This window comes from Prosthecobacter algae, from assembly GCF_039542385.1.
Classification (GTDB): domain Bacteria; phylum Verrucomicrobiota; class Verrucomicrobiia; order Verrucomicrobiales; family Verrucomicrobiaceae; genus Prosthecobacter; species Prosthecobacter algae.
Genome location: NZ_BAABIA010000011.1, coordinates 36,597 through 59,046, shown reverse-complemented (window position 1 = coordinate 59,046; position 22,450 = coordinate 36,597). Strand labels below are relative to the sequence as shown.

Sequence of the window (22,450 nt, the reverse complement as noted above, 5' to 3'; positions counted from 1 at the left end):
GAAAAGCCCCAATCACTTTGGGGCTTTTTTTGTGCCTGGTGGGCTTTTAGAGAATCAGCATGCAGTCGCCATAGCTGAAGAAACGATAGCGCTCGCGGATGGCTTCCTCATAGGCGCGGAGGATGAGTTCCTTTCCTGCGAAGGCACTCACAAGCATGATCAGCGTGGACTTCGGCAGGTGAAAGTTCGTCAGCATGGCCCCGACGGCACGGAATGGGTAGCCAGGATAAATAAAGATGTCCGTGCTGCCGCTCTGGGCCACCACCTGGCCGTCATGGTCGCGTGCCACCGTCTCCAGCGTGCGCATGGCCGTCGTTCCTACGGCCACCACGCGCTTCGCGGCCTGCACAGCGGCAGCAGTCTCTGCACTGACTACGTAATTCTCGCTGTGCATCACATGCTCTTCCAGCTTGTCCGCCTTCACAGGTTGAAAGGTGCCCACACCCACATGCAGAGTCACAAAAGCATGGGGAAGCTTTGCTAAAATCTCAGGCGTGAAATGCAGGCCTGCCGTCGGTGCGGCGATAGCCCCAGCGGCCTGCGCAAACACGGTCTGGTAGCGTTCGCGGTCCTCAGGCTGGTCATCACGCCCCATGTAGTGCGGCAGGGCCAGATGACCGTGCGTGGCTTCATCCACCTCGCGATCCCACTGTAGGATGCGCTCGCCATTTTCCAGGATGTCTTCCACCGTGCCCGTCGCATCACCGATCTGCACCGTATGGCCTAGGCGGAACTTCTTTCCCGGCTTCACCATGCAGCGCCAGCGGGTGGCCGTGAGCGGTTCCAGCCGCAGCACTTCGCGGCTGCCATCATTGGAAAAATAGCGCGCCGGGACCACCCGGGTGTTGTTCATCACCCAGAGGTCACCCGGCCTCACATACTGAGGCAAATCTGCAAAGGAGCGATGCTCCAGCGTGCCTGCTTCCCGGTTCACCACCAGCATGCGCGAGGCTGCGCGATCGGCCAGCGGCTCGCTGGCGATGAGTTCAGGCGGGAGATGGTAATCGAAGTCGGAGGTGAGCACGGCGGGGGCATACAGGTTTACGGTCGAAGCCGTGGCCATGAAAGGGAAAAATGAACCCGGGAAAAGCCGTGCATCCACTTGCCAGCGATGTAGCCCGCTTCCAGGGTGGAGGCTCCTTTATGCGTCTTCTACCGCTCGCCCTTCTCACATTGATCACGGCTGCCCCCCTTCCCGCTGCCGACAAGGACTTCCCGCTCGTTTCAGCCCAGGAATGTCGGCCTCGCGACGGCCTGCCCAACTTTTTGGCCAAGGTGAGCCAGCCAGGGGCCGAGGTGCGCATCGGCTACCTCGGCGGCAGCATCACCGCCCAGCAGGGTTGGCGACCCAAGACCCTCGCGCACTTTCAGAAGACCTATCCGCAGGCCAAGATCAGCGAGATCAATGCGGCCATCGGCGGCACAGGATCCGACCTCGGGGTCTTCCGCCTGAAGCAGGACGTTCTGGACCACAAGCCGGACCTGCTTTTCGTGGAGTTCGCCGTCAATGATGGCGGGGCCGCACCGGAGCAGATCCACCAGTGCATGGAGGGTATCGTGCGCCAGACCTGGAAGACGCTGCCAGACTGCGATATCTGCTTTGTTTACACCGTGACGGAGGCGCTCGTCGGCCCCCTGAAAGAGGGCAAGTTCCAACGTTCCGCCAGCGCCATGGAATCCATCGCCGACCACTATGGCATCCCCACCATTCACATGGGCCTGGAAGTCGCGAAACTGGCCAAGGAAGGCAAGATCGAATGGCGCGCCAAACTGCCGAAGACCGATGAAGAAAAGAAGGCATTGGGCGACAAGTTCGTCTTCGCTCCAGACAGCGTGCATCCTCACGTAGAGACCGGCCACGAGATGTATCTGGCCGCCATTGTCCGCTCGCTAGCACCCATCCAAGCAGCCTCCAAAGCTCCGGCTTCTCATGCGCTGAAGGCTGCCTTCATCGCCACCCATTACGAGCAGGCCCAACTGGCCCCCATCACAGATGCCCAGCTCTCTACCGGCTTCAGCCTCCTGGACCCAAAAACAGACGACTTCGGCAAACGCTGGGCCAACCGCATGACCACCCTGCACAAAGGCAGCAAGCCGGGCGAAACCATCACCTTCAAGTTCAAAGGCACCCGCTGTGCGCTCTATGACCTCGTCGGCCCGGATTGCGGCCAGGTGATTGTCACCCTAGATGATCAGCCCAGTAAGATCGTGCCGCGCTTTGATGCCTACTGCACATATCACCGTCTCTCCACGTTGATGATCGGCAGCAATCTGGAAGACAAGGTTCACACCGTGAAGATCGAGATCCACCCTGACCAACCGGACAAGGTGGCCATCCTGGCCAAAAACAAAAACGTCATGGACAAGCCGGAACGCTTCAATGGCACCTCCGTTTATGTCGGTGCCATCCTCCTGGTGGGTGAAGTCGTGAAGTGACGCCGATAAAACCCCGCGACTCCATGCGCGGGGTTTCATTGGCCATAAGCGGCGCTTGCAGAACGGCTTGAGAGGCCGCTCACAACGTCGCTTTTTTCACCTTGCCGAATTCGGTGCCGAGGAACCTTTTGGCCAATGCCTCAGCCTGTTCAGCGAGGTCGGTCAGGTAGATCTCCAGGGTCGGCTTGCCCTTGGCCGTGCGCAGCAGCCCCTTCTCCTCCAGCATGCGCTGCGTGTGGGCCGCACAGGTGCTGGCGCTGTCCACCAGCCGCACCTTATTTCCCAGCATTCGCTTCAGCACGGGAATCAGCAGCGGGTAGTGCGTACAGCCGAGCACCAGGGTATCCATGCCCTTGTCCAGCAGGGGCTTGAGGTATTCCTTGAGCACCGATTTCAACGCCGGGTGGTCCGTCCAGCCCTCTTCGACAAAAGGCACAAGCAACGGCGTGGCGATAGCATGGATCAGGAGGTCCGGTTTCCGCATGGCCAGGGCATACTGGTAAGCACTGCTGCGAATGGTGCCTGCCGTGCCGATGATGCCCACGCGCTCGCAGGAATCATCCGCCAGTGTGGCCTCCACGCCAGGCTCCAGCACACCGATGACGGGCACACGAAAGGTGGCCTGCAAAACTGGCAGTGCGTGGGCCGTGGCGGTATTGCAGGCGACGACGACGGCCTTCACACCGTGGCTGACGAGGAACTGGGTATCCTCCACGGAAAAGCGGCGGATGGTATCGGGCGATTTCGAGCCATACGGCACCCGCGCGGTGTCGCCGAGGTAAATGATGGACTCATTCGGCAAAAGCTCCCGCAGGGCGCGCACAACCGTCAGCCCACCGACGCCAGAATCGAACACACCAAGGGGGGCAGAGGAATCAGGAGAGGTCATGGAAAAGAATAACAGGCGCTTTCGATAGCATTCACACGAAATGCAGGATGAACAGGAGGGATTTCGAACTACCTTCGCTTTCGGTCAATCCCGTTTCATCCCCCCGATGCTCACGCCTCTCGATCTCAAGCTCTTCCGCGATGTCAACCGCATGAAGGGGCAGATCATCGCCGTCTCCCTGGTGATGGCCTGCGGTCTGGCGATGATGATCATGACGCGCAGCCTCATCCTGACGCTGGAAGGCACGCGCGATGCGTACTACCAGCGCTACCGAATGGCGGATGTGTTTGGCTCGCTGAAACGTGCCCCCCTTTCCATGAAGGACCGCATGGCCGAGATCCCCGGTGTGGCCGCCATCGAAACCCGCGTGGTGCTGGATGCGGTGCTGGACCTTCCTGGCGTGCTGGAGCCCTGCACCGCCCACATCGTCTCCCTGCCGGAGGACCGGGACCCACTTTTAAACCAAATTTTCCTGCGCCGGGGGCGCATCCCACGGGCGGATGCACGCGGCGAGGCCGTGGTCAGCGAGGCCTTCGCCCTGGCCAATAAGCTGGACCTCGGCGATGGTGTGCATGCCATCATCAATGGCCGCCGGGACCGCATCACCGTGACGGGGATCGGCCTGTCGCCGGAGTTTGTCTTTGAAGCCCGCGCCGGGGAGACCCTGCCGGATAACAAACGATTTGGCGTCTTTTGGATGAACTATCGCGCCGTCGCCGTGGCCTATAACATGGATGGTGCCTTCAATGACTTTGTCGTGGACATCGCCCCTGGGGCCGAACCAGGCCCCGTGATCGCCGAGATGGACCGCCTTTTGATGAGCTACGGGGCCATCGGTGCCTATACTCGAAAGGACCACGGCAGCGCCGCACGCCTGGATGATGAACTGCGCGTGCTCAATGCGCTGTCTTTCGCTTATCCAGTCGTCTTCCTGAGTGTGGCAGCCTTCATGGTGAATGCCGTGCTGGCGCGGCTGGTGCGGCTGCAGCGGGAGCAGATCGCCCAGCTCAAGGCCCTGGGTTATTCTTCCTGGCAGGTGGGGCGGCACTACCTGGGCTTTGCCATGGTCATCGTCGTCATCGGCTCCATCATCGGCGGTGTGGCAGGCCGCTTCATGGGCAATGGTTTGCTCAGCATGTATGAGCTGTTCTTCCGCTTCCCATCCCTCAAGTTCATGCTCGATTACGGTGCTCTGGGTGTGGCCTTGGCCGTCAGCGCGGGGGCCTCCTTTCTGGGCGTACTCAGCGTGGTCTGGATGGCGGTGAAGCTGCCCCCGGCCGAGGCGATGCGACCTGAGCCGCCTGCTGATTTTAAACCGAGCCTGATGGAGCGGATCGGCCTCACACGGGGCACTGGGCCCGCCTTCCGCATGGCCCTGCGCAATATCGAGCGCCGCCCTTGGCAATCCGCTTTCACCGTGCTGGGTCTCTCCCTGGCCACTGGCCTGATGGTGCTGCCTGGCAGCATGGAGGACAGCATCGACTACCTCCTGACCTATCAATGGAACGATGTGCAGCGGCAGGATGTGGTGGCCTTTCTCATCGAGCCAGGCAGCGCCAGCGCCCTGCATGATCTCGAGCACCTGCCCGGCGTGATCCGGGCGGAACCCATCCGCGTGGTGCAGGCGCGTTTGACCTATGGCCACCACACGCGCAAGCTCTCCATCACCGGTATGCCCAAAGGGGCAGATTTGAACCGTGTGCTGGATGCCAAAGGCCATCCCATCGAACTGCCAGATGAGGGCATCGTCATGTCCGTCAAGCTGGCGGAAATTCTCGGGGCCAAGCTTGGCGATGAAATTCAAGTCTCTGTCTTGGAAGGCCGCCGCCCCGTGCTGAATGTGCCCATCACCGGCCTGCGTGAAGACTTCGCTGGCGTGGCGGCCTACATGGACAAACTGGCCTTGCACCGACTCATGCAGGAAGGCGATTCCGTCAGTGGTGCCTATCTGACGGTGGATCAGGAAGGCTGGACGGACTTCATGACTCAGGTCAAAGAAACACCCCGCATTGCCGTGACGCTGGTGAAGAAGGAGCAGCTCGCCGCCTTCCGCACCACCACCGGGGAAAGCATCGGCATCATCCGCAAGCTTTACCTCACCCTGGCCGTCATCGTGGCCTTTGGTGTGGTCTATAACAGTGCCCGCATTGCCCTGTCCGAACGTGGCCGCGACCTCGCCACGCTCAGGGTCGTGGGCTTTACCCAGCGCGAGGTCGGCAGCGTCTTGCTGGGGGAATTGACCATCCTCGTGCTCGTCGCCCTGCCGGTGGGGCTTCTTTTTGGGCGTGGGCTGGCCACCTTCATCATGGCCGCCATCAGCACGGAGACCATCCGCATGCCGCTCATCATCAGCTACAAGACTTACAGCATCGCGGTGCTGGTCGTGCTCACCGCCGCCGGAGCCTGCTTCTGGGTCGTCGGCCGCATGGTGCACAAGCTCGACATGGTCGGAGTGCTGAAGGCGCGTGAATGAGACTCAAATCACAAAATGCAAAGAGACAGGAATAGTTTGCACTCCTATTTCTCGTATCATCACTATGCTACAAACCGTTTCGCGTCTTTTGTTCTTCTGCCTGCTGCTGGCCACGTCACAGCGGCCTGCTTCTGCTCAGTTCAACCTGACGCCTAATGCGGCCACGGCCAAGGTGACAGCCAGCCTCGTCTCGGAAGTCAAGGCCGCAGCTCCCGGAGAATCCTTTCGCATCGCCGTGAAGCTGGAGCATCAGCCTCACTGGCATACTTATGGCAAGGTGCTGCCCGCTGATGTCATCGGCAAGCCCACCACCTTGAAATGGACCTTGCCCGAAGGCTGGACTGTGGAGGAGCTGCCCTGGCCGGATACCCATGAGGTGCCTTCCACCGATGGCAAGACCAGCCAGGGTTACGATGGCACCGTTTACCTCCCCGCCAAGATCACGCCTAACGGCAAGTCTGGCAACGTGGGCGAGATCTCCGTCAAAGTGGATGCCCTGGTCTGCGATCCGCAGAACTGCATGCCGGCCAAACCCGAAGCCAAGCTAACCGTGGCACTGGCCGACAAGGCGGAGGCTGATCCGGCGATGGCGGAAGTGTTTGGCCAAATGACGTCTGCGCCTGCTTCGGGCATTGCGGAGGCAAAAACTCCCGCCACCGTGGCCAAGGCTCCGGAGCGCAGCTTTGCCGGTTACCTGCTCTTCGCCTTTGTCGGCGGGCTGATTCTGAATGTCATGCCCTGCGTGTTTCCTGTACTGGGCATCAAGATCATGAGCGTGGTGCAGCAGGCGGGTGAGGACAAACGGCAGGTCCTCATGCACGGCCTGGCCTACACCTTCGGTGTGCTCATCTGCTTTTGGGCTCTCGGCGGGCTGGTGATTTCGCTGGGCAAGGCCTGGGGCTTCCAGTTGCAGTCCCCCGGCTTCGTCTATGGGCTGTGCGCCTTCTTCCTGATCTTTGGCCTGAACATGGCCGGCCTGTTCGAAATCGGTGCTTCAGCCGTGGGCGTAGGCGCAGATCTCCAGGCCAAGCAAGGCGTGAGCGGCTCCTTTTTTTCCGGCCTGCTGGCCACCATCGTCGCCACTCCCTGCTCGGCCCCCTTCCTTGGGCCTGCGCTGGGCTATGCAGTCACCCTGCCAGCAGTCCAGGCCCTGCTCATGTTCACCATGATCGGCCTCGGTCTGGCCAGTCCGTTCCTCATCCTGTCGCTGTTCCCCAAGCTGGTGTCTTCCCTGCCCCGCCCTGGTGCGTGGATGGAAAGCTTCAAGCAAGGCATGTCCTTCCTGCTCTTTGGCACCGTGGCCTTCCTGGCCTGGGTGCTCACCGGCATGGTCGAGGGCCAACCGATGCTCTTCACCCTCTTTGGCCTCGTCATCGTGGCCCTGGGCTGCTGGATCTATGGCCGCTGGTCCCTGCCGCATAAGCCTCAGCGCACCCGCATCATCGCTGTATTGCTGACCCTGCTTTGCGTCGGAGGTGGCCTAGCCTTTGGCTGGCCCCAGGTGGAAAAAGGGGCCGTAAGCGGAGGCAGCCATGTTGAAGGCGGCCTGACCTGGGAAGCATGGTCACCCGAAAAAGTGGCCGAACTGCGCGCCGCCAACAAAGCAGTGTACATCGATTACACTGCCAAGTGGTGCTTCACCTGCCAGGTGAACAAACGGGTGTACAAAGACGCCGCCTTGCAGAAGCTCATCGCCGACAAAAAGGTGGTGCTGCTGAAGGCCGACTGGACCAACGAAGACCCTCGCATCACCAAAGCTCTGTCGGATCTCGGCAAAGCCGCCGTGCCGGTGAACGTCCTCTACACGCCAGGGAAAGAGGAACCCATGATCCTGCCAGAACTGCTCAGCGTGGACAATGTCTCGACGGCCCTCCAGGGGCTGTAAGCTGGACAGCGCCTCGCCTCAAAAACCGCCACACTTTTTGTTAGCGGATTAAAACCCACATCAGCAGGTGGCAGAAAGTTCACTATCGTAGATTGGTCAGGATGATGCAGGATGGCTAAAGGATAGGCGTGCGACAAACCTGTCTTTTCTCTAAATGGCTTCAGGCGGTCTTGATGACCGGGATCCTGGTGTGGATGCTGCCTGCGAGCGGCCAAGCGCAGTCCCTGGGGCTGTATCCGGCGGCAGCGGCCAGTGCCGATGCCGATCGGCTGAGCGATGCGGAAGAGCTGACCCTGGGGACGAACCCCAGTCTGGCGGACACGGACGGAGACTTCATCACGGACAGTGATGAGCTCCTCATCACCGGGACCAATCCACTCTTGGCAGACAGTGACATGGATGGCCTAACAGACTATGAGGAGTGGGTGGTGCTGATCCCCCGGCTGTGGGATGTGGACAAGAATGGGATGCTGGACATTGAGCCGCTCCAAAACACGCCCCCAGGTGGCTATTCGCCTTTGAATGGGGGTGACATTTGGTGGATCACGGCCCACCTGACCGACTTTGATGGTGAGGGGCTTTCGGACCGGGATGAAATCATCTTTGGCAACTTAACCCGCTATCACTACAACCGGGCCTATGTGGACTGGCCTAACGGCGAGGGTGAAACCTATGACTATGAGAGCTGGGCCAGGCCGAACCACTGGGAGCCGACGGACTATGACCGCGATGGCCTGAATGCGGCGGAGGAGGTGCTTTTGCAAACGGACCCGAACGATCCGGACACGGATGGTGACGGACTGGAGGACGGGCTGGACTCTATCTTTGGCGATCCGCTGCTGGTGGATACCGACTCTGACGGCGTCAGCGACCATGATGAGCTGATGTACTATTCCTATGCCTACCCTTACATTGAATTTTTCACGGAGGAGGATTTGGCGGTCGCCATTCAGACGGCGCTGGGCAGCAGTGCGCTGGGATTCATCCTGGACTGGGACGGCGATGGCATGAGCAATGTGTGGGAGATCGCCCATGGGCTGAACCCTGTGAATACGCTGGATGCCTATGATGACCCGGATGGGGACTTCCTCTTCAACCTAGAAGAATACCAGGCGCGAACGGACCCCAACGCAGCCTTGAGCATGGTTTCGCAATCAGTGACAATCCAGGTGACCGATTCGGTGACACAGTTGCCCCAGACGCGGGCGGTGCTGAATGACTATGAGGCGGTGACTGGGCTGCCGCTGCCTGCCGGGATGGTGCGCGATAACGGCCCGCTTTCCATTCATGACTATGACGATGACTGGGATGGGGATGGCTACGGAAACCGTGACGAACTCTTGGGCGTCCATGTCCGTGACCCGCGCTACAACGATGTGCTGGATACCGACGGCGACGGTCTTTTCGACACCTGGGAAACCCTGAAGGGCCTGGATAAAAACGACGCGGATGAAGATGCCGACAGCCTCAGCGACGGGGCCGATGACTTTGACAATGACAACCTGACGAACCTGGGAGAGCAAGCAGCCAACACGAACCCTTTACTGGCGGATACCGATAGCGACAGCCTGCCGGATGGCTGGGAGGTGGCCAAGGGGCTGAACGCCCTCAATGCCGACCAGGACGGCGACAACCTAACCGATGATGCCGACAACTTTGACCTCGACCTGCTGACCAATGCGCAGGAACTGGCAGCAGGAACCCATCCCCGCTACTCGGACACAGATTGGGACGGCCTGCGCGACGACTGGGAACTGGCGAACCTGCTGAATCCCCTGAGCAGTGCCGGCATCCACGGCGGCAGCGGCGATGCGGATGGCGACGGCTTCAGCAATGCGGCGGAGCAGACGGCGGGCAGCTCACCCCAGAGCGCAGGCTCCACGCCCCCGGCCACGTTCATTTTTAAAAGCTGGGCCGCAGAGGGTGAAGGCGAAGGCGATACGCCGGGCAATTATGAAGGTTTTGTGAGGAGCTTGGCGGGGCCTGAGCAGGAGCGGGACTTTCCCTACACCCCGCATAACCAGCCCATTCCCAAGGCGAATGAGGCTGCCCTATGGACCGAGACCACCATCAAGGCCCTGGACTATGCCGGAGCATCGGTCACCCCCTGGACTTCATACAACCCAGCCCAATCTCCCGGTGGGGACGTCCGCTGGGTGGGACTCATCCCTCACTTTGTGGCGGTGAAGGCGGATTTTGAGTGGTTGGGCTACGACTTCCGTTCCAACTATCGGCGGGTGCGTTTGGAGGCGCAGAAAGCCGTGGGAGCGGCGGAGACGCGAACTTATCTGGTCTTCACGGAGACGGAGGTCACCAACTCCCTGCAAGTCGTGGGCAAGGTGGAGTTCACTCTGCCAGCAGGAGAAACGAAAGCCTCCGTGACGGTTGATTCAGCACTGAATCAATATGGACTCTCAGTGGCTGCCGATGGCAAAACCCTGTGCATCGAGCCACCCCCGCCCCCATTGACGGTTCATGGCTTTTTCAAGCGGAGTGTTTATCTCCTCCCGGTTGACATAGAGCCTGATGCCAACATGGCCGGAGTCGTGGGAGACGTGGTGAAATCGGCCAAAGCAGGGAGCACCGTTGAGCATTTCGTCACGCCGAAGAAGTCCACCGAGCTGAATCAGGATTATGTAGTTCTTAAGGCTGTCGGAGTCACCGCAGAGCAGATCACTGATGGTAATGCCAATCAGATCGTTCAGTGGGATGGCGGGTTGCCCACCGACCCTCCAGAGCCGCTAAAGCGGCGAGTGAAGCGAGATGCTACAGGCACCGGCCCAACCGAGGTGAAGATCAAAGCGAAACAAGGAGGGGCTGTCGCTGCGCAGATGAATGTATGGGTCGTGTGGGGAGGTGCCGGTAGATTTGAGCGTAAGCCCACTCAGCCGGTCATTTTGGGAAATACGAGCCGGACGAATATTGCTGGTGATGCTTCCGTTGCCGTCACTGTAGAGCCGGACAGACCATGGCTAATGGTTTTCGCAATTGAACCAAAATCGATGTTCGACAAAACAGCGGAGGTTCCCGATTTGATGGGAACAGTTCAGCCATCCGGCCTCACTGGTAATCACCCGATCTTGAACAACGGCCAAGCGACTCTTGACGGCGGCGCAAATCGTCACTGGGACGTGTCACGACAATTTAAAGAAACGATTACCAACAATGGAGGTATCGCGAAGGGTCTATTCCCAGATGGAGCCGGAGCACTTTACGCCAACCAGCCAAAGGCCAATCAGGCTGATGTTGCAGTGAACTTCCCAACCGATTCTATCACCGGCAACGATGACACCGGTGTGATTGACGAGATCAATGATCCTTACAACCCAACATCAGCAGGAACATATCAAACCAAGCAAGGCGAGGTCTTGTCACACGATGCTCCAAAACTGTTCATGACCATTAAGGGGCTGAAGGCAGGCGAGGGTATGACTGATTATGCCGAGTTTAAGGAGTTCGTGCGCCTTAATGTTGGTCGGAAGTGGTTTCGCGCCAGTGACTTCCTAGACTTCAATATCAAGCTGCAGTTCACCATGGACGCTGATTTGCAGAATGTTACCCTCACAGGAACAAACGTGTCTCCAAAGTAGTTTTGTATGATGAAAAAACCAATGCGCATTTACATCGCTACGCTCATCTTGGGAGCGTTCTCCTCGCTGGGCGCACAAAGTGTCTCATCGAATCATCTTGATGCTAATGCATTAGATGCTCTGCGAAGTGAGAAGGCAAAGTGGTGGGCTGAAGTTCAGGGCCGCATGCGTGATAGCGGTAACCCCTCGCTAAGAATGGAAATGGTTCAGTATGTTCTGTCACGATCATCTGTGTGGAAGGAGGACGATCCGAGGGACAGTGAAACAAGATCAGCGATACTCATGCTTGCGGAAGATGTAGCCGTCGCAATAGAGCCGTCACTCTCAAGCATGCCGGATTCGAGGCAGATAGTGGCGTCCGAAAAGTATAGGAGTAGCCTATTGGCTGCTTTGAATCCATCCCCCAAGACCACACCAGGCACTGCGGAACCACAGACAACAGAAACCACGCCAGCACCGAAGCCGCCAGTGGTGCAACCGCCAACGCCGATGGCACCCGAAGCAAAGCCCGAAACAACACCGAGCGAGGAGCCGACCTCATCAACGCCGTGGAGCATCATCATCGTTTTGATCGTGGCGGTAACTGGTCTGCTGTGGTTGCTGGTGAAGAACCGGAAGTGATCGGCCTGCAACGTGCGGCGAGCCAACTCCAGCGCTTCGCAAAGCTCGCGACTCCGCCCGTTACCAACCTCAGGGATGCTCCGCACACATGGGAACCCACCGCCTCCAGCTTTCACAGAAGCTGCTGGAACATTGGGCGAAGAACCAGCACTCCAGCCAGGCGCTTTCTCCAAAACATCAACGACTACGCTCAATGTGTTAACTCTCAAATCGAATAGTATGAAAGCCTTCGCCCTAGCTGCACTGTTGTTTGCATCGACGCATTGCGTCTCTGCGCAGATCGTTGACCCGGTGGCGTTCTATCGAACAACCACTCAGTATCCAGTGCCTTCCGTCTTGCTGAAATGGCAAGCGGACATCAATGGCGATGGTAAAAATGAAACCTTCCTGACGCGCAAGGAATACTACCACGAAGATGTTGCCGCAGGACAGCTCCCCGCGTGGGAAGTTTTTCTTGCTGGCGTAGCTGCCAACACGTTCACAGAATCAACTGGTGTGCAGAATCAAGGTGAGGACGCATTTGGTCCCGGTGCGGTGCCTCAAATCGACGTCAAAGCATGCTTTGTTGGTCAGATTAATGAGTTGGGGCAACACGCGCTCGTCACGCAACAGATTGATAGCCCCCGCGCTGGTGATCCCATCGCCCGCATCTACGCCTACACGATCGAGGGCGATCACTTGAAGCGAACGAAGCTGGCTGAATATAACCCGACGCAGACCAACGCCTTGTTCGACAAGTATCTCAAGGATGACAAGCGAACGGTCATCACTCCTGTTGAAGTGACTCAGTGAACCACCTCGGCAAGTGCAGCTTGCTCTGCTCACCAGTTTTACACCGTTCAGCAAGAATCAGAAGACGCCGCGCTGGAACGCGCGATCGAGATCATCAATGAAGCCCCTGCCCTGCCGAAACCTCAGCGTTAGCCAAGCTTTGATGGTGCAAAAAAGGGCTGGTGCGATAGGCCATCGGCCTCCAGCACCAGCCCCGTAAATGATTCAAACTCAGTGCATCTCGACCGCGCAACTGCCGAGGCCGCCGCGGAAATAGTTGAACTGCACATTCTGGTGATCGGCCAGCAGTGACATCGGCACGGAGGAGTCAGCCAGCCGCTTGGAGATCATCAGCGCAGTGAGGCGTTGCCCCAGCGGATTGTCATGCATGCCGGCCTGCCAGATGCTCACCTTCTCCGCCATCCAGGTTTCCTTCGGCCCCACCGTGATAGCCATCTGCGGCACCATGGTGATATTGCCACCACCTGAGGTGCGGGCGTTTTGGGACAGGGTCACCGGATGGAGATCCACAATGCGGGTGCCCAGCTTGCGGTATTCAGCGGGCGGTGGCGGCTCGTTCTTCCACTTGCCCGTACGCTTCAGCGGGTCGTTGAAGGCCCAGTGCTTGATGTCGCCCTGGCCGCCCTGCATGACGATGCAGCGCACACCGGAGTGCCAGCTTTTCACATAGTCGGTCACATCCGCCTTCGGGAAATGCATGTGCGCATCGGGCATGACCAGCTTTTTCTGGATACGGTCAAAGCACAGCTCCCGGTCCGCCTTTTCAAAGGACAGCGGATGCTCCATGGAGACCTCCTTTTTGGTTTCCGGGTCATACCACTCGTCCATGCCCCAGAAGTGGCCGTCCTTGATGGAAATGCCCAGGTCATTGACGAGGCGCGCCACCAGGGGAAGCTGCTCCGTAGGACCGATGGGGCCGCAAATGCCCGCCGGATTGTCCGCCGAGGCCTGCTTCCAGGCATGAATATACTCCAGGGCCTGGGCCAGATAAAAATCCTCCAGGGTATCATACATGACTACCTTGAACCCAGGGCGGGAGAGCTGGCGCAGATCACGCTCCGTGAGGCGGGCCGCGTCGTTGATCAGGTCATGGTCGAGCGTGGTGTAGTCCCACCAGTCTGGGGCGATGTGGCTGAGTTTGCGGGGCATAGGATCGGGGCAGGATGAGGGGTTGCGGAAAGACAAACGCGGACAGAAAGGTGAGTTTGTCGGCTAACCGCCCCTTTGCCAAGACAGAAAAGTCTCCCATTCCTGTCCAAGGGCTGTGTTATTGTGATAATGACCGTCCAAAAGGCTCCCTAGGGCTACCTCACAAGCGCACCGATGGCCGCAAAAACGATGCCTGCGTGTGAATCTTGAAAACCTGACTCTTTACCTCAGAGACCATCTGGCGGGCTCCGTCGCCGCCTTGCAGCTTCTCGATCACCTCATCACCACCTATGGTGCCCGCCCGGAAGCTGAACAAATCCAGACGCTGAAGGCCGAAGTAGAGACCGACCAGCAGCAACTAAAAAATTTGTTAGACCGCCTGGGCCAGTCTGAAGGCACCCTCAAAAAGGCCGGGGCCTGGATGGCAGAAAAGGCGCTTCAGGCCAAAGTGAATTCCGGCGATGATGAGTTGGGACTTTTGGAAGCCCTGGAGGTGCTAATTTTGGGCATCGAGGGCAAGCTGCGACTGTGGCGCTCCCTGGAATGCCTGGACACAGGACTGGAACTCCCCTCCCTCCAGCTCACCGCCACCAGCCAGATCCACCGGGTGGAAACCCTGCGCATGGAGGCCGCCAAGCGTGCTTTTTTAGTCACCCGCAGATAGGTGGCACCCCAGATCAATAACACACTCTCTGTTAGGCCAATGAAGGCATGTGAAAAGCAGGCGGACAAAGGTCGCTCCTTGCTTTTCGATGGAGGCTGGCTTCCGGTGCCCGGCTCCCGTCCATGCTGCACATCGTCCTTTATCAACCTGAAATCCCCCACAACACCGGGGCTGCGGGCCGCCTGTGCCTGGCCACCGGCGCACGGCTGCACCTCATCAAGCCGCTGGGATTCAGCCTGGAAGACAAGTACCTGAAACGCAGCGGGCTGGACTACTGGGCGGAGGTCGATGTGCAGGTCTGGGATTCCTGGGAGGAAATGCAGGCCGCAACCTCGACCGAGGCCGAGTTTTTCTACGTGGAGGTCCAGGGCACAAAGCTGCACTGGGAAGCCGACTTTACCCACAGCGAAGACCTTTACCTCGTTTTCGGCCCCGAGACACGCGGCGTGCCAGAAACGCTGATGCAGACCAGCCTGGACAACGTTTTGCGCATCCCCATGCTGGGCACGCGCAGCCTGAATCTTGCCACGGCGGTAGCCATCACCCTCTATGAAGCCGTCCGGCAGCGGGGCGGACTGTGAGGAGGGCTAAAATTAGCCGTTCAGGGCAGCGTGGCTGCCATCGCAAAAGGGCGGTGTGCGGGTCTGCTTGCAATTGCACAGGCGCACGATGCTGCGTTCGGTCAGAATGAATTTTTTCGAGCGCAACCCGGTGCCCGTATGCTCGCCATCGCACATGGGCTGGTGCCCACTCAGCCCGCAGGAACACCAGAAATACTCCCCCGCCTCCAGATCGAGGATGGCAGGTTGGGTATCGTAGATTTTAGGCAGCATGGCGGTGCCTGGGAGGGCTTTCCTAGAGGGTTACTTCAGCCCCTGCCCCACCTTTTGCAACACATCCTGCACCAGACCAGGACCACGATAAACCAGACCGCTGTAAACCTGCACCAGTTGGGCCCCGGCCTGCAGCTTGTCCGCTGCCTGCTGGCCGCTGAGAATGCCACCCACCCCGATGATGGGCGTGCCTGGATTAAGCAGGCTGCGGAAGGCGCGGATCACTTCCGTGGAGCGCTGGGTCACGGGAGCCCCACTGAGGCCCCCAGCCTCGTTTTCTAAAGCGTGGCCCGCCACGGCAGCGCGGTTGATCGTCGTATTCGTGGCGATGACGCCATCCACTGCCAGTTCATTGAACACGCGGGCCAGCGCCTCAATCTGGGCTTCCTCCAGATCCGGGGCGATCTTCACCAGCACCGGTTTCGTTTTTCCATGCTCCGCAGCCAGGCGGGCCTGCTCATTCTTCAGGGCTCCCAGCAGGGCGCGGATCGAGTCTTCGGCCTGCAGATCGCGCAGCCCCTTGGTGTTCGGGCTGGAGATGTTGACCGCGATGTAGTCGGCCACCGGGTAGGCCGCCTTCAGCCCCAGCAGGTAGTCGTTCACCGCCCCTTCATTCGGCGTGTCAAAATTCTTGCCGATGTTCACGCCGACCACCGCTGAGGTGCGGCGGTTTTTCAGGCGTTTCACGGCGGAGTGGATGCCAGGGTTGTTGAAGCCCATGCGGTTGATCAGCGCCTCATGCTCCGGTAGGCGGAAAAGGCGCGGCTTCGGGTTGCCCGGCTGCGGGCGCGGCGTCAGCGTGCCCACCTCCACAAAACCAAACCCGACCGCCGCCCAGGCCTCCACGGCCGAGGCGGACTTGTCCATCCCGGCCGCCAGCCCCAGAACATTGGGAAAGCGCAGCCCCAGGCACTCCACTGGCGTGACTGGCACATTCTCCTGCCCCACCGTCAGCAGCCCCAGGCTGTGGGAGATGCGCATCATCCGCGTCGTCCACTCATGCGCGCGCTCCGCATCCATGCGGAACAGCCAGGGTTTCAGAATCGGGTAGAGATTGGCAATGAGGGACATTCCCCTTCACAAAGCGCGGCCCCGCCCCGTGTCAAGGCGACGGCGCAGCCTGAAACAAAACAGCCCCCGAATGTCGAGACGAGGTCTTCAGGCTTCCGCCCTCGGCAGGAAGCTCCGGCAGCATGAAAAAGCCATACCCCTTCACCACTCCCTCAATCTGAACAATCTGGCCCGAAAAAGCCGTTTTACGGTTCAGCGAAGGGGCGCTGCCCGCCAGCGTGAAGCTGCCGCTAAAAGTGCCCTTTTTCACATCCAGCACAGGCAGGGTCACCGCCTCCGGAGTCGTGCTGACGGTCGCTTTGTTCGTTAGGCCTTTGGCGGAAGGGTTGGTCACGATGACCTCAGCATCAAAGGGCGCGGGCCCCCCACCACCACTGAACTTCAGCTCTGCCTGTGGGGACTCGCTTTCTGGCAGGTCCAGGATGCGACCTCCAGGAGCCAGCTTAGGCAACACGCCCCCACGAGGTCCCAGTTCCAGAACGCCAAAGCCACCGCGATAGGCCAGATCCTTCACTTTAATGTCCACCGGATGCTTCACCCAGTCCAATGCCCCAAGGACACCATTGAGCGCCCGATTCTCATGGCTCTCCACAGCAAGACCACCCACCAGCGCCCCGCCTTGAGAATAGAGCGACTGATAGACAACGATGTCTCCCCTGCCACTCACGAAAGCGCTGGAGATGTAAGGGGTGCCATCGGCCAGACGGCCAGAGATCTTCACCGCGCCCGTTTTTTCCACCACGCTGAAGGAGCCATAACCATGACCTTCCGGCGCGGAACCTTCCGACTCCACGGGCGAGGTCACAAAGCTGTACGTTTCTGCATACGCAGTGGCCAGGCGATCCTTCCCGTTCCAGGGAATCCACCATCCGTGACCGTCATCCGTTTTCACACCACCCGTCAGCAACTCGGCCTCATGGCTGCCGTCACCGTCGGAGTGCAATTCTACCTTGAACTGACGCAGTGGCGCGTTCTTCCCACTGGTCAAGGTGGTGGTGCCGATCGCCTTTGTGGGCACGGCTGGGTCCACTGCCAGACTGCCTTTCATGGCCTCCGTTTTACTGCCCAGAGTGACCTTGCCCGTAAAGGCTCCCGTCGCAGTCACGGTCAGCTCATAGCGACCGCCCAGACTTCGAGGTTGGCTCTCGTTGATTGAAATGACGCCTTCATGCCTGCCCTGGAACTCCCGAGGCAGTTCGTTGACATCCAGGTCCAGCAACACCGTATCCACCGCTGCTCCCGCGACGTTCCGGGCCTTGATGCTGATGGCGTAGTTCCCCGCACGCGTAGGCACGCCGGAGATCACTCCCGTAGCACCGCTTATGGTTAGGCCAGGAGGCAGGTTCTTGACTGTATAAATCACCGGAAGATTCTGGGTGGAAATGGGCAGCTCAAACGCCGCCCCCACATAGGCCGGAGGCAGCGGCAGCCCAGGTTGCTCAAGTACTGGCAACAAGACACCATCCTGGGTGATCGCATGGGTGGCATAGCCAATGCTGATCGTTCCAGAGCGCGGTTTCACCGTCGTATTCGGCAGCACAGTGATCTGCAGGCGGCGGTCCCCAAAACCTTCCATCACATCCACCCGCACCCACGGCAGCGGATTCAGCACCTTCCATAATGCATAGGTCCTGAGGTTCAGGGAATAGGTCTGGCCTGCGGCGGAGATCAATCCCGAGTTGGATGCCGATAAATTGGCAACATTCAGGGTGATACGCACGGTAGCAGGTTCCGACAATGCCCCGGCTGCGTCCTTCACTCGGTACGTAAAGGAACTCTGGTAGCCACTCTCCGAAGGCGTATAGACCAGGGCATTGCCTACCTTGACTAAGGAACCGCTACCTTCCGGCAGTGGTGGCGTGAACGAGGCCAGAGACAGGGCATCGCCATCAGGATCTTCATCATTGGCCAGGACATTCAGAGAAAGCGAACCCGGCGTGCGGACAAAGATCCACTGATCATCGCGGGCCACGGGTGCGCTATTGCCCGTCACAAAGCTCAGGGTAGCTCCCACCGCTCCCCCCTCTGCGCTGGCGGCACGAATGCGGAAGTAATATCGCGTTTTCGGCAACAGCCCGCTCAGAGTCTGCTGCACCGTCTGGTCTTCAAACCCTTCCTCTGTTCCGGCTGAAAGCATCCGCAGATTGCCCAGGCTCGGGGTAGTGCCGTACTCAAAGAAAACCTCCCTCACCAAACCACGGATATTCACGGTTCCATTGAGCCGGACCGAGGCAGGATGCACTTCTGTGGCGGGCAGCGTTTTCACGGTAGGAACCAAAGGCTTGATACCCACACCTGTGAGCTGGATCTGCATAGGTTCCGTCAGGTCAGAACTGTAAATTCTGGCCACAGCAGTACGAGTTCCCAGTTGGGACGGAATGAAGAGGAGTTGCAATGACTGCTCACCAGCCTTCGGCAAGGTCGCGATAGCAGGCTCTAGAAGGCGGAAATCCGCTGCATTCACCCCGTCAATCTCCACACGGATGTCCTCCAGCCGGGTTTCGCCGGTGTTCTTCAGGACAAGATTTTGCCGCTGCACTCCACCCAACCCCGCTTGGCCAAAATCCGCTGAGGCACCAGAGACCCAGGGTTGGCCCGCACCATCCTCCACCACCAGCGCCGCTGGGGTGAAGGCAAATGCGGCGACAGTTTCCACCAGGCCTCGGCTGCGGCTTTTGTGGCCGCTTTGCAGCACCGCGCGGGCACGCACTTTCCCAGCAGCAGGCAGGTTCAGCCCGGTCAGTTCCCATCCACTGGTGATGTAACTTCCCTGCCCCAGCCAGGTCCAAGTCTCACCTTCATCTGTGCTGCATTCAAAGTACACATCCAGCGCCTCCGGTGCCGTCCCGCCTCGCTCCCAGAGTACCCGGGTCGCATCAGGCACCGTCAGGCTTTCAGTGGCCGGACCGTTATGAAGACGGGCAACCCTGTTTACAGGAACCTGGTTCAACTTTTCAAAGGAGCCAGAAAGCACAATGGATCCATTTTTCTGCATCAGGAGATTGGATGCATGCCACGAAGAGGAATAGGCCTCCAAGCTGCGATCAAAGCTGCCATCCGAGTTTAGCCGGATCAGAGTCAGCGTGGATGAATTGATATTTCCGAAAGGTCCAGCCAGGAGGATTTTGCCATCCGCCTGCAACACGGCTGCTTCGATGCGCGCCGACGATCCGAGAGCAGGAACAAAGCTGGTATCCAGAGTTCCGTCTGCGTTTAGACGGGCGCAACCATTCCTCGACTGCTCCAAGATCTGAGTGAATGTGCCATACAGCAAAATCTTGCCATCCGGCTGCAGGATCATCGCCTCGATATCGCCATTGCTAGAAACCACCGGATACGTCGCATCCAAACTTCCATCGGCGAGCAACCGCCCTACAGCCATTTGAGTAGAACCCAATCGTGAAGACAAATCCCCACTGACAAGTGTGCGCCCGTCCGGCAGTTCCAGCATGGCAAAGATATCCCCCCAAACAGGTGACTCATAAGTTTCATCCAATTCTCCCAGGGATGAAAGCCTAGTCAGAGATCGTTTGGATGAGACAAAGGAGCGGCTGCCCGTCAGAATAGAACCATCCCGAACTTTCACGAACGTATCGGGACTGTGAAGATAAGAGGAATACCATTGGCTTTGCCCATTAGGCCCCAACCTTTTGATGCTGTTTTGATCTTCGAACAATATTCCTAAATCAGATTGCACATGAACTCCATTGCGTCTGGTGGACTCCTCAAAATTCAGAAAAGTACTATCGAGCGAGCCATCCAAATTCCGTCGCCTTCCACTCAAAAGTATTTTCCCGTCGGGTAAGATGGCATCTGCACTGTTACCTAAATACTCCTGAGGAGCAAAGGTCGGGTCAAACTCTCCCGGCTTCGGCGGGCTACGATAAACACGAATGGTGTAAGTCTTCCAATTCTGCCCATCCGGCGACAGTGACTCGATGACAATGGGCTCTGGAACCAGGGCGAAGTTTAAACGAACAATGCCCTCTAAATTTGAACTTGTTCCGTTTATCTTTAATGCGCGCATCCCCAGATAAACACCGTCTATGTAATCATTAAAGAAAACCCGTAAATCGGCTGAGCGCAGATACGATGGAATCAAAAGCGCATAGCCTGTTCGCTCGGGAAAAAAATACCTTGTAAAAGGAAGATTTACATAATCTCCATTGTTCTGATTATAGTATAAACTTATAGAATCAATATTTGCAGTTGGACTGTGAGCAAACTCTCCAGATAGCGATAATTGGATCTCAGGATTATCTCCTGCATTGCTGGTAATTTTCATCGCCGCCGCCGGATTTGGGGAAGAATAACTAATCCGAGGATCCATAAAAACGGCGAAGGAAGTCTCTGCGCCGGGCTCCAGACTGCGGTCCATTCCTTCGCTGTTAGCACTGATGAGACAGCTTACTGCATTCTCAAAGGAGATACTCTCAATTCGCAGGACAGCAGTTCCTGAATTGCGAATTTTAAAGATCCTGACTCCATAGTTGCTGCCGAATTCATAAACACCAGCATCTCCAGCATGCACCTCCTCATCCGGAGATTCCAGAACGATCTGGGCAGTGCCGCTGCCAATTGGAATCGTCTTGCCAACCAGTCCATAAGAACCATTGAAACTGCCTCCACATGTCCGCCCACGGGCTCTCAAGAATCCACTGGCAGGCAAACTGAGTTCACGGAGTTCCCAGCCATTTCCAATGCGGGTGCCATCCCCCAAAAACTGCCAGTCAGAACCGTTTTCACTGATTTCGAAGCGAACCTCCGATACCTCGGGTGCCGTACCTCCACGCAACCACTCGATACGGTTGCCTCCAGTCATCGTGAGACTCTCAGTGGCAGCATCATTTTCGAGTCGATGCAGCAGCAGAGGGGCCGCTGGTAATAGTTGGAAGGTATTTAGGGCGAGCCCAAATAACAACTTCCCATCTTTTTGCAGTGCCAAAGCGTTAAGCCGGAAGTTTTTATTCCCCCCGGTTTTTAAGTTAGGGGGTAGGAATGTAGCATCCGTAGAACCATCCGCCATCAAACGCATCAATGAGGGATACGAGGCAAGCTCAGTAGTATACACAGTTGGACCTGCCCCTCCGACCAGAAGCTTCCCATCAGCTTGGAGAACTATGGTTCGAATATGTGAGGATGTTGACAACCTTTTCAACACCGTGCCGTCTTCGCGTAAGCGCACCAAGTTTGAACTCGTTGATCCGTTGACGTGGCTAAATTCTCCCCCCACCGTCAGCTCACCATTTGCATGGACAACCACACTGTAAACATATCCTGGTAGTGTGCCGATGCTCCTTTGAATAGAAGTCTGAAACGCTTCATCCAGGGATCCATCCGCATTCAGTCGAGCCATGGAGTTACGAAAGCTGCCATTGATGGCGCTGAAGTTACCTCCCAGAATGATCTTTTGATCCGCCACAATGGCCATCGTGTTCACATTGCCCGTGACTGAAGGGTTGAAGCCTTCATCAAGACTCCCATCAGCATTCAGTCGGGCCAGCTTCGTTTTGGCGACGCCGTTCACCGTCAGAAAAGAGCCTCCGATGATGATCTTGCCGTCCGGCTGGATGACCATGGCATTAACTGTCCCATTTGAGACGTGAGCCGCAAAACTCTCATCCAAGCTACCATCACGGTTCAGCCGCTGAACACCCCGATAATTATTTATGGGAACGAAAAAGTTTGGACCTCCCACCAAGACTTTATCATCCCATTGCCGGATGATGGAACTCCCCGCGATATTCAGAGATACCGCATCAAATGATGGAGACCGATTTCCTTCTGGAGAAACTTCTCTAATGATTTCATAACTATCGCCAACCTCGTGCCCAAACAGAGCCCCCCCCACGGTCGCATTTCCATCCTCGTTGAGGCTGATGCTGTAGATGCCACGTATTGAGGAACTGGCATACACCGAGGGCCTGTACCCAGGATCCAAATCACCCGGCGCTGCGCACAGGCAGGCCGCAAAAGTGCCAAACAGAACAAAGAGGGGGGCTAGGGCACGCATGAACAGTCTCACTTCAACTTACCTACCCCCTTCG

At 58.1% G+C, this 22,450-nt stretch carries 14 protein-coding genes; 8 read left to right on the top strand and 6 right to left on the bottom strand.

What is annotated here, in order from left to right; translation table 11 throughout:
- Nucleotides 1-46: 46 nt before the first annotated feature.
- Entirely contained in the window at nt 47-1,063 is a 1,017-nt protein-coding gene (gene queA, locus ABEB25_RS21905; RefSeq protein ID WP_345738585.1) for a tRNA preQ1(34) S-adenosylmethionine ribosyltransferase-isomerase QueA, read from the bottom strand.
- An 80-nt stretch (nt 1,064-1,143) separates the two neighbouring features.
- Here queA and ABEB25_RS21900 point away from each other — a divergent pair, with 80 nt between their 5' ends.
- Nucleotides 1,144-2,436, top strand: coding sequence for an SGNH/GDSL hydrolase family protein (locus ABEB25_RS21900; protein WP_345738584.1), 1,293 nt, complete (start codon nt 1,144-1,146; stop codon nt 2,434-2,436).
- A 79-nt stretch (nt 2,437-2,515) separates the two neighbouring features.
- On the opposite strand, the gene murI is transcribed toward ABEB25_RS21900, so the two are convergent.
- Entirely contained in the window at nt 2,516-3,325 is an 810-nt protein-coding gene (murI, locus tag ABEB25_RS21895; protein WP_345738583.1) for a glutamate racemase, read from the bottom strand.
- Between the two features lie 106 nt (nt 3,326-3,431).
- Between murI and ABEB25_RS21890 the strand changes: the two genes are divergently transcribed.
- The 5 genes from ABEB25_RS21890 (at nt 3,432) to ABEB25_RS21870 (ending at nt 12,686) form a co-directional block, all read left to right on the top strand.
- Nucleotides 3,432-5,798 carry an ABC transporter permease gene (locus ABEB25_RS21890; protein ID WP_345738582.1) on the top strand — a complete coding sequence of 789 codons (2,367 nt, stop codon included), beginning with the start codon at nt 3,432-3,434 and terminating at the stop codon, nt 5,796-5,798.
- A 64-nt stretch (nt 5,799-5,862) separates the two neighbouring features.
- Nucleotides 5,863-7,683: a protein-disulfide reductase DsbD family protein gene (locus tag ABEB25_RS21885; protein ID WP_345738581.1), complete on the top strand. Its 1,821-nt coding sequence runs from the start codon at nt 5,863-5,865 to the stop codon at nt 7,681-7,683.
- A gap of 173 nt (nt 7,684-7,856) precedes the next feature.
- The gene (locus ABEB25_RS21880) at nt 7,857-11,273 is read left to right on the top strand and encodes a hypothetical protein (RefSeq protein WP_345738580.1); all 3,417 of its coding nucleotides are present in this window, start codon (nt 7,857-7,859) and stop codon (nt 11,271-11,273) included.
- Nucleotides 11,274-11,279: 6 nt separating this feature from the next.
- Complete coding sequence (locus ABEB25_RS21875) at nt 11,280-11,894, top strand: hypothetical protein (protein WP_345738579.1); 615 nt, start codon at nt 11,280-11,282, stop codon at nt 11,892-11,894.
- A gap of 219 nt (nt 11,895-12,113) precedes the next feature.
- Nucleotides 12,114-12,686: a hypothetical protein gene (locus tag ABEB25_RS21870; protein ID WP_345738578.1), complete on the top strand. Its 573-nt coding sequence runs from the start codon at nt 12,114-12,116 to the stop codon at nt 12,684-12,686.
- Between the two features lie 210 nt (nt 12,687-12,896).
- Here ABEB25_RS21870 and ABEB25_RS21865 read toward each other — a convergent pair whose 3' ends face one another.
- Nucleotides 12,897-13,835 carry a sugar phosphate isomerase family gene (locus ABEB25_RS21865; RefSeq protein ID WP_345738577.1) on the bottom strand — a complete coding sequence of 313 codons (939 nt, stop codon included), beginning with the start codon at nt 13,833-13,835 and terminating at the stop codon, nt 12,897-12,899.
- 199 nt (nt 13,836-14,034) lie between these two features.
- On the opposite strand from ABEB25_RS21865, the gene ABEB25_RS21860 reads away from it, so the two are divergent.
- Nucleotides 14,035-14,499, top strand: a complete 465-nt coding sequence (locus ABEB25_RS21860; RefSeq protein ID WP_345738576.1) for a hypothetical protein — start codon at nt 14,035-14,037, stop codon at nt 14,497-14,499.
- A gap of 122 nt (nt 14,500-14,621) precedes the next feature.
- Nucleotides 14,622-15,080, top strand: a complete 459-nt coding sequence (locus ABEB25_RS21855) for a tRNA (cytidine(34)-2'-O)-methyltransferase (RefSeq protein WP_345738575.1) — start codon at nt 14,622-14,624, stop codon at nt 15,078-15,080.
- A gap of 12 nt (nt 15,081-15,092) precedes the next feature.
- Here ABEB25_RS21855 and ABEB25_RS21850 read toward each other — a convergent pair whose 3' ends face one another.
- The 3 genes from ABEB25_RS21850 to ABEB25_RS21840 are packed head-to-tail and all read right to left on the bottom strand — an operon-like array spanning nt 15,093 to nt 22,416.
- Nucleotides 15,093-15,332 (bottom strand): CDGSH iron-sulfur domain-containing protein, encoded by a 240-nt coding sequence (locus ABEB25_RS21850; RefSeq protein WP_345738574.1) that lies wholly within the window; start codon nt 15,330-15,332, stop codon nt 15,093-15,095.
- A gap of 30 nt (nt 15,333-15,362) precedes the next feature.
- The gene (locus tag ABEB25_RS21845; protein ID WP_345738573.1) at nt 15,363-16,403 is read right to left on the bottom strand and encodes a quinone-dependent dihydroorotate dehydrogenase; all 1,041 of its coding nucleotides are present in this window, start codon (nt 16,401-16,403) and stop codon (nt 15,363-15,365) included.
- A gap of 31 nt (nt 16,404-16,434) precedes the next feature.
- Entirely contained in the window at nt 16,435-22,416 is a 5,982-nt protein-coding gene (locus tag ABEB25_RS21840; RefSeq protein WP_345738572.1) for an Ig-like domain-containing protein, read from the bottom strand.
- Nucleotides 22,417-22,450: the final 34 nt, after the last annotated feature.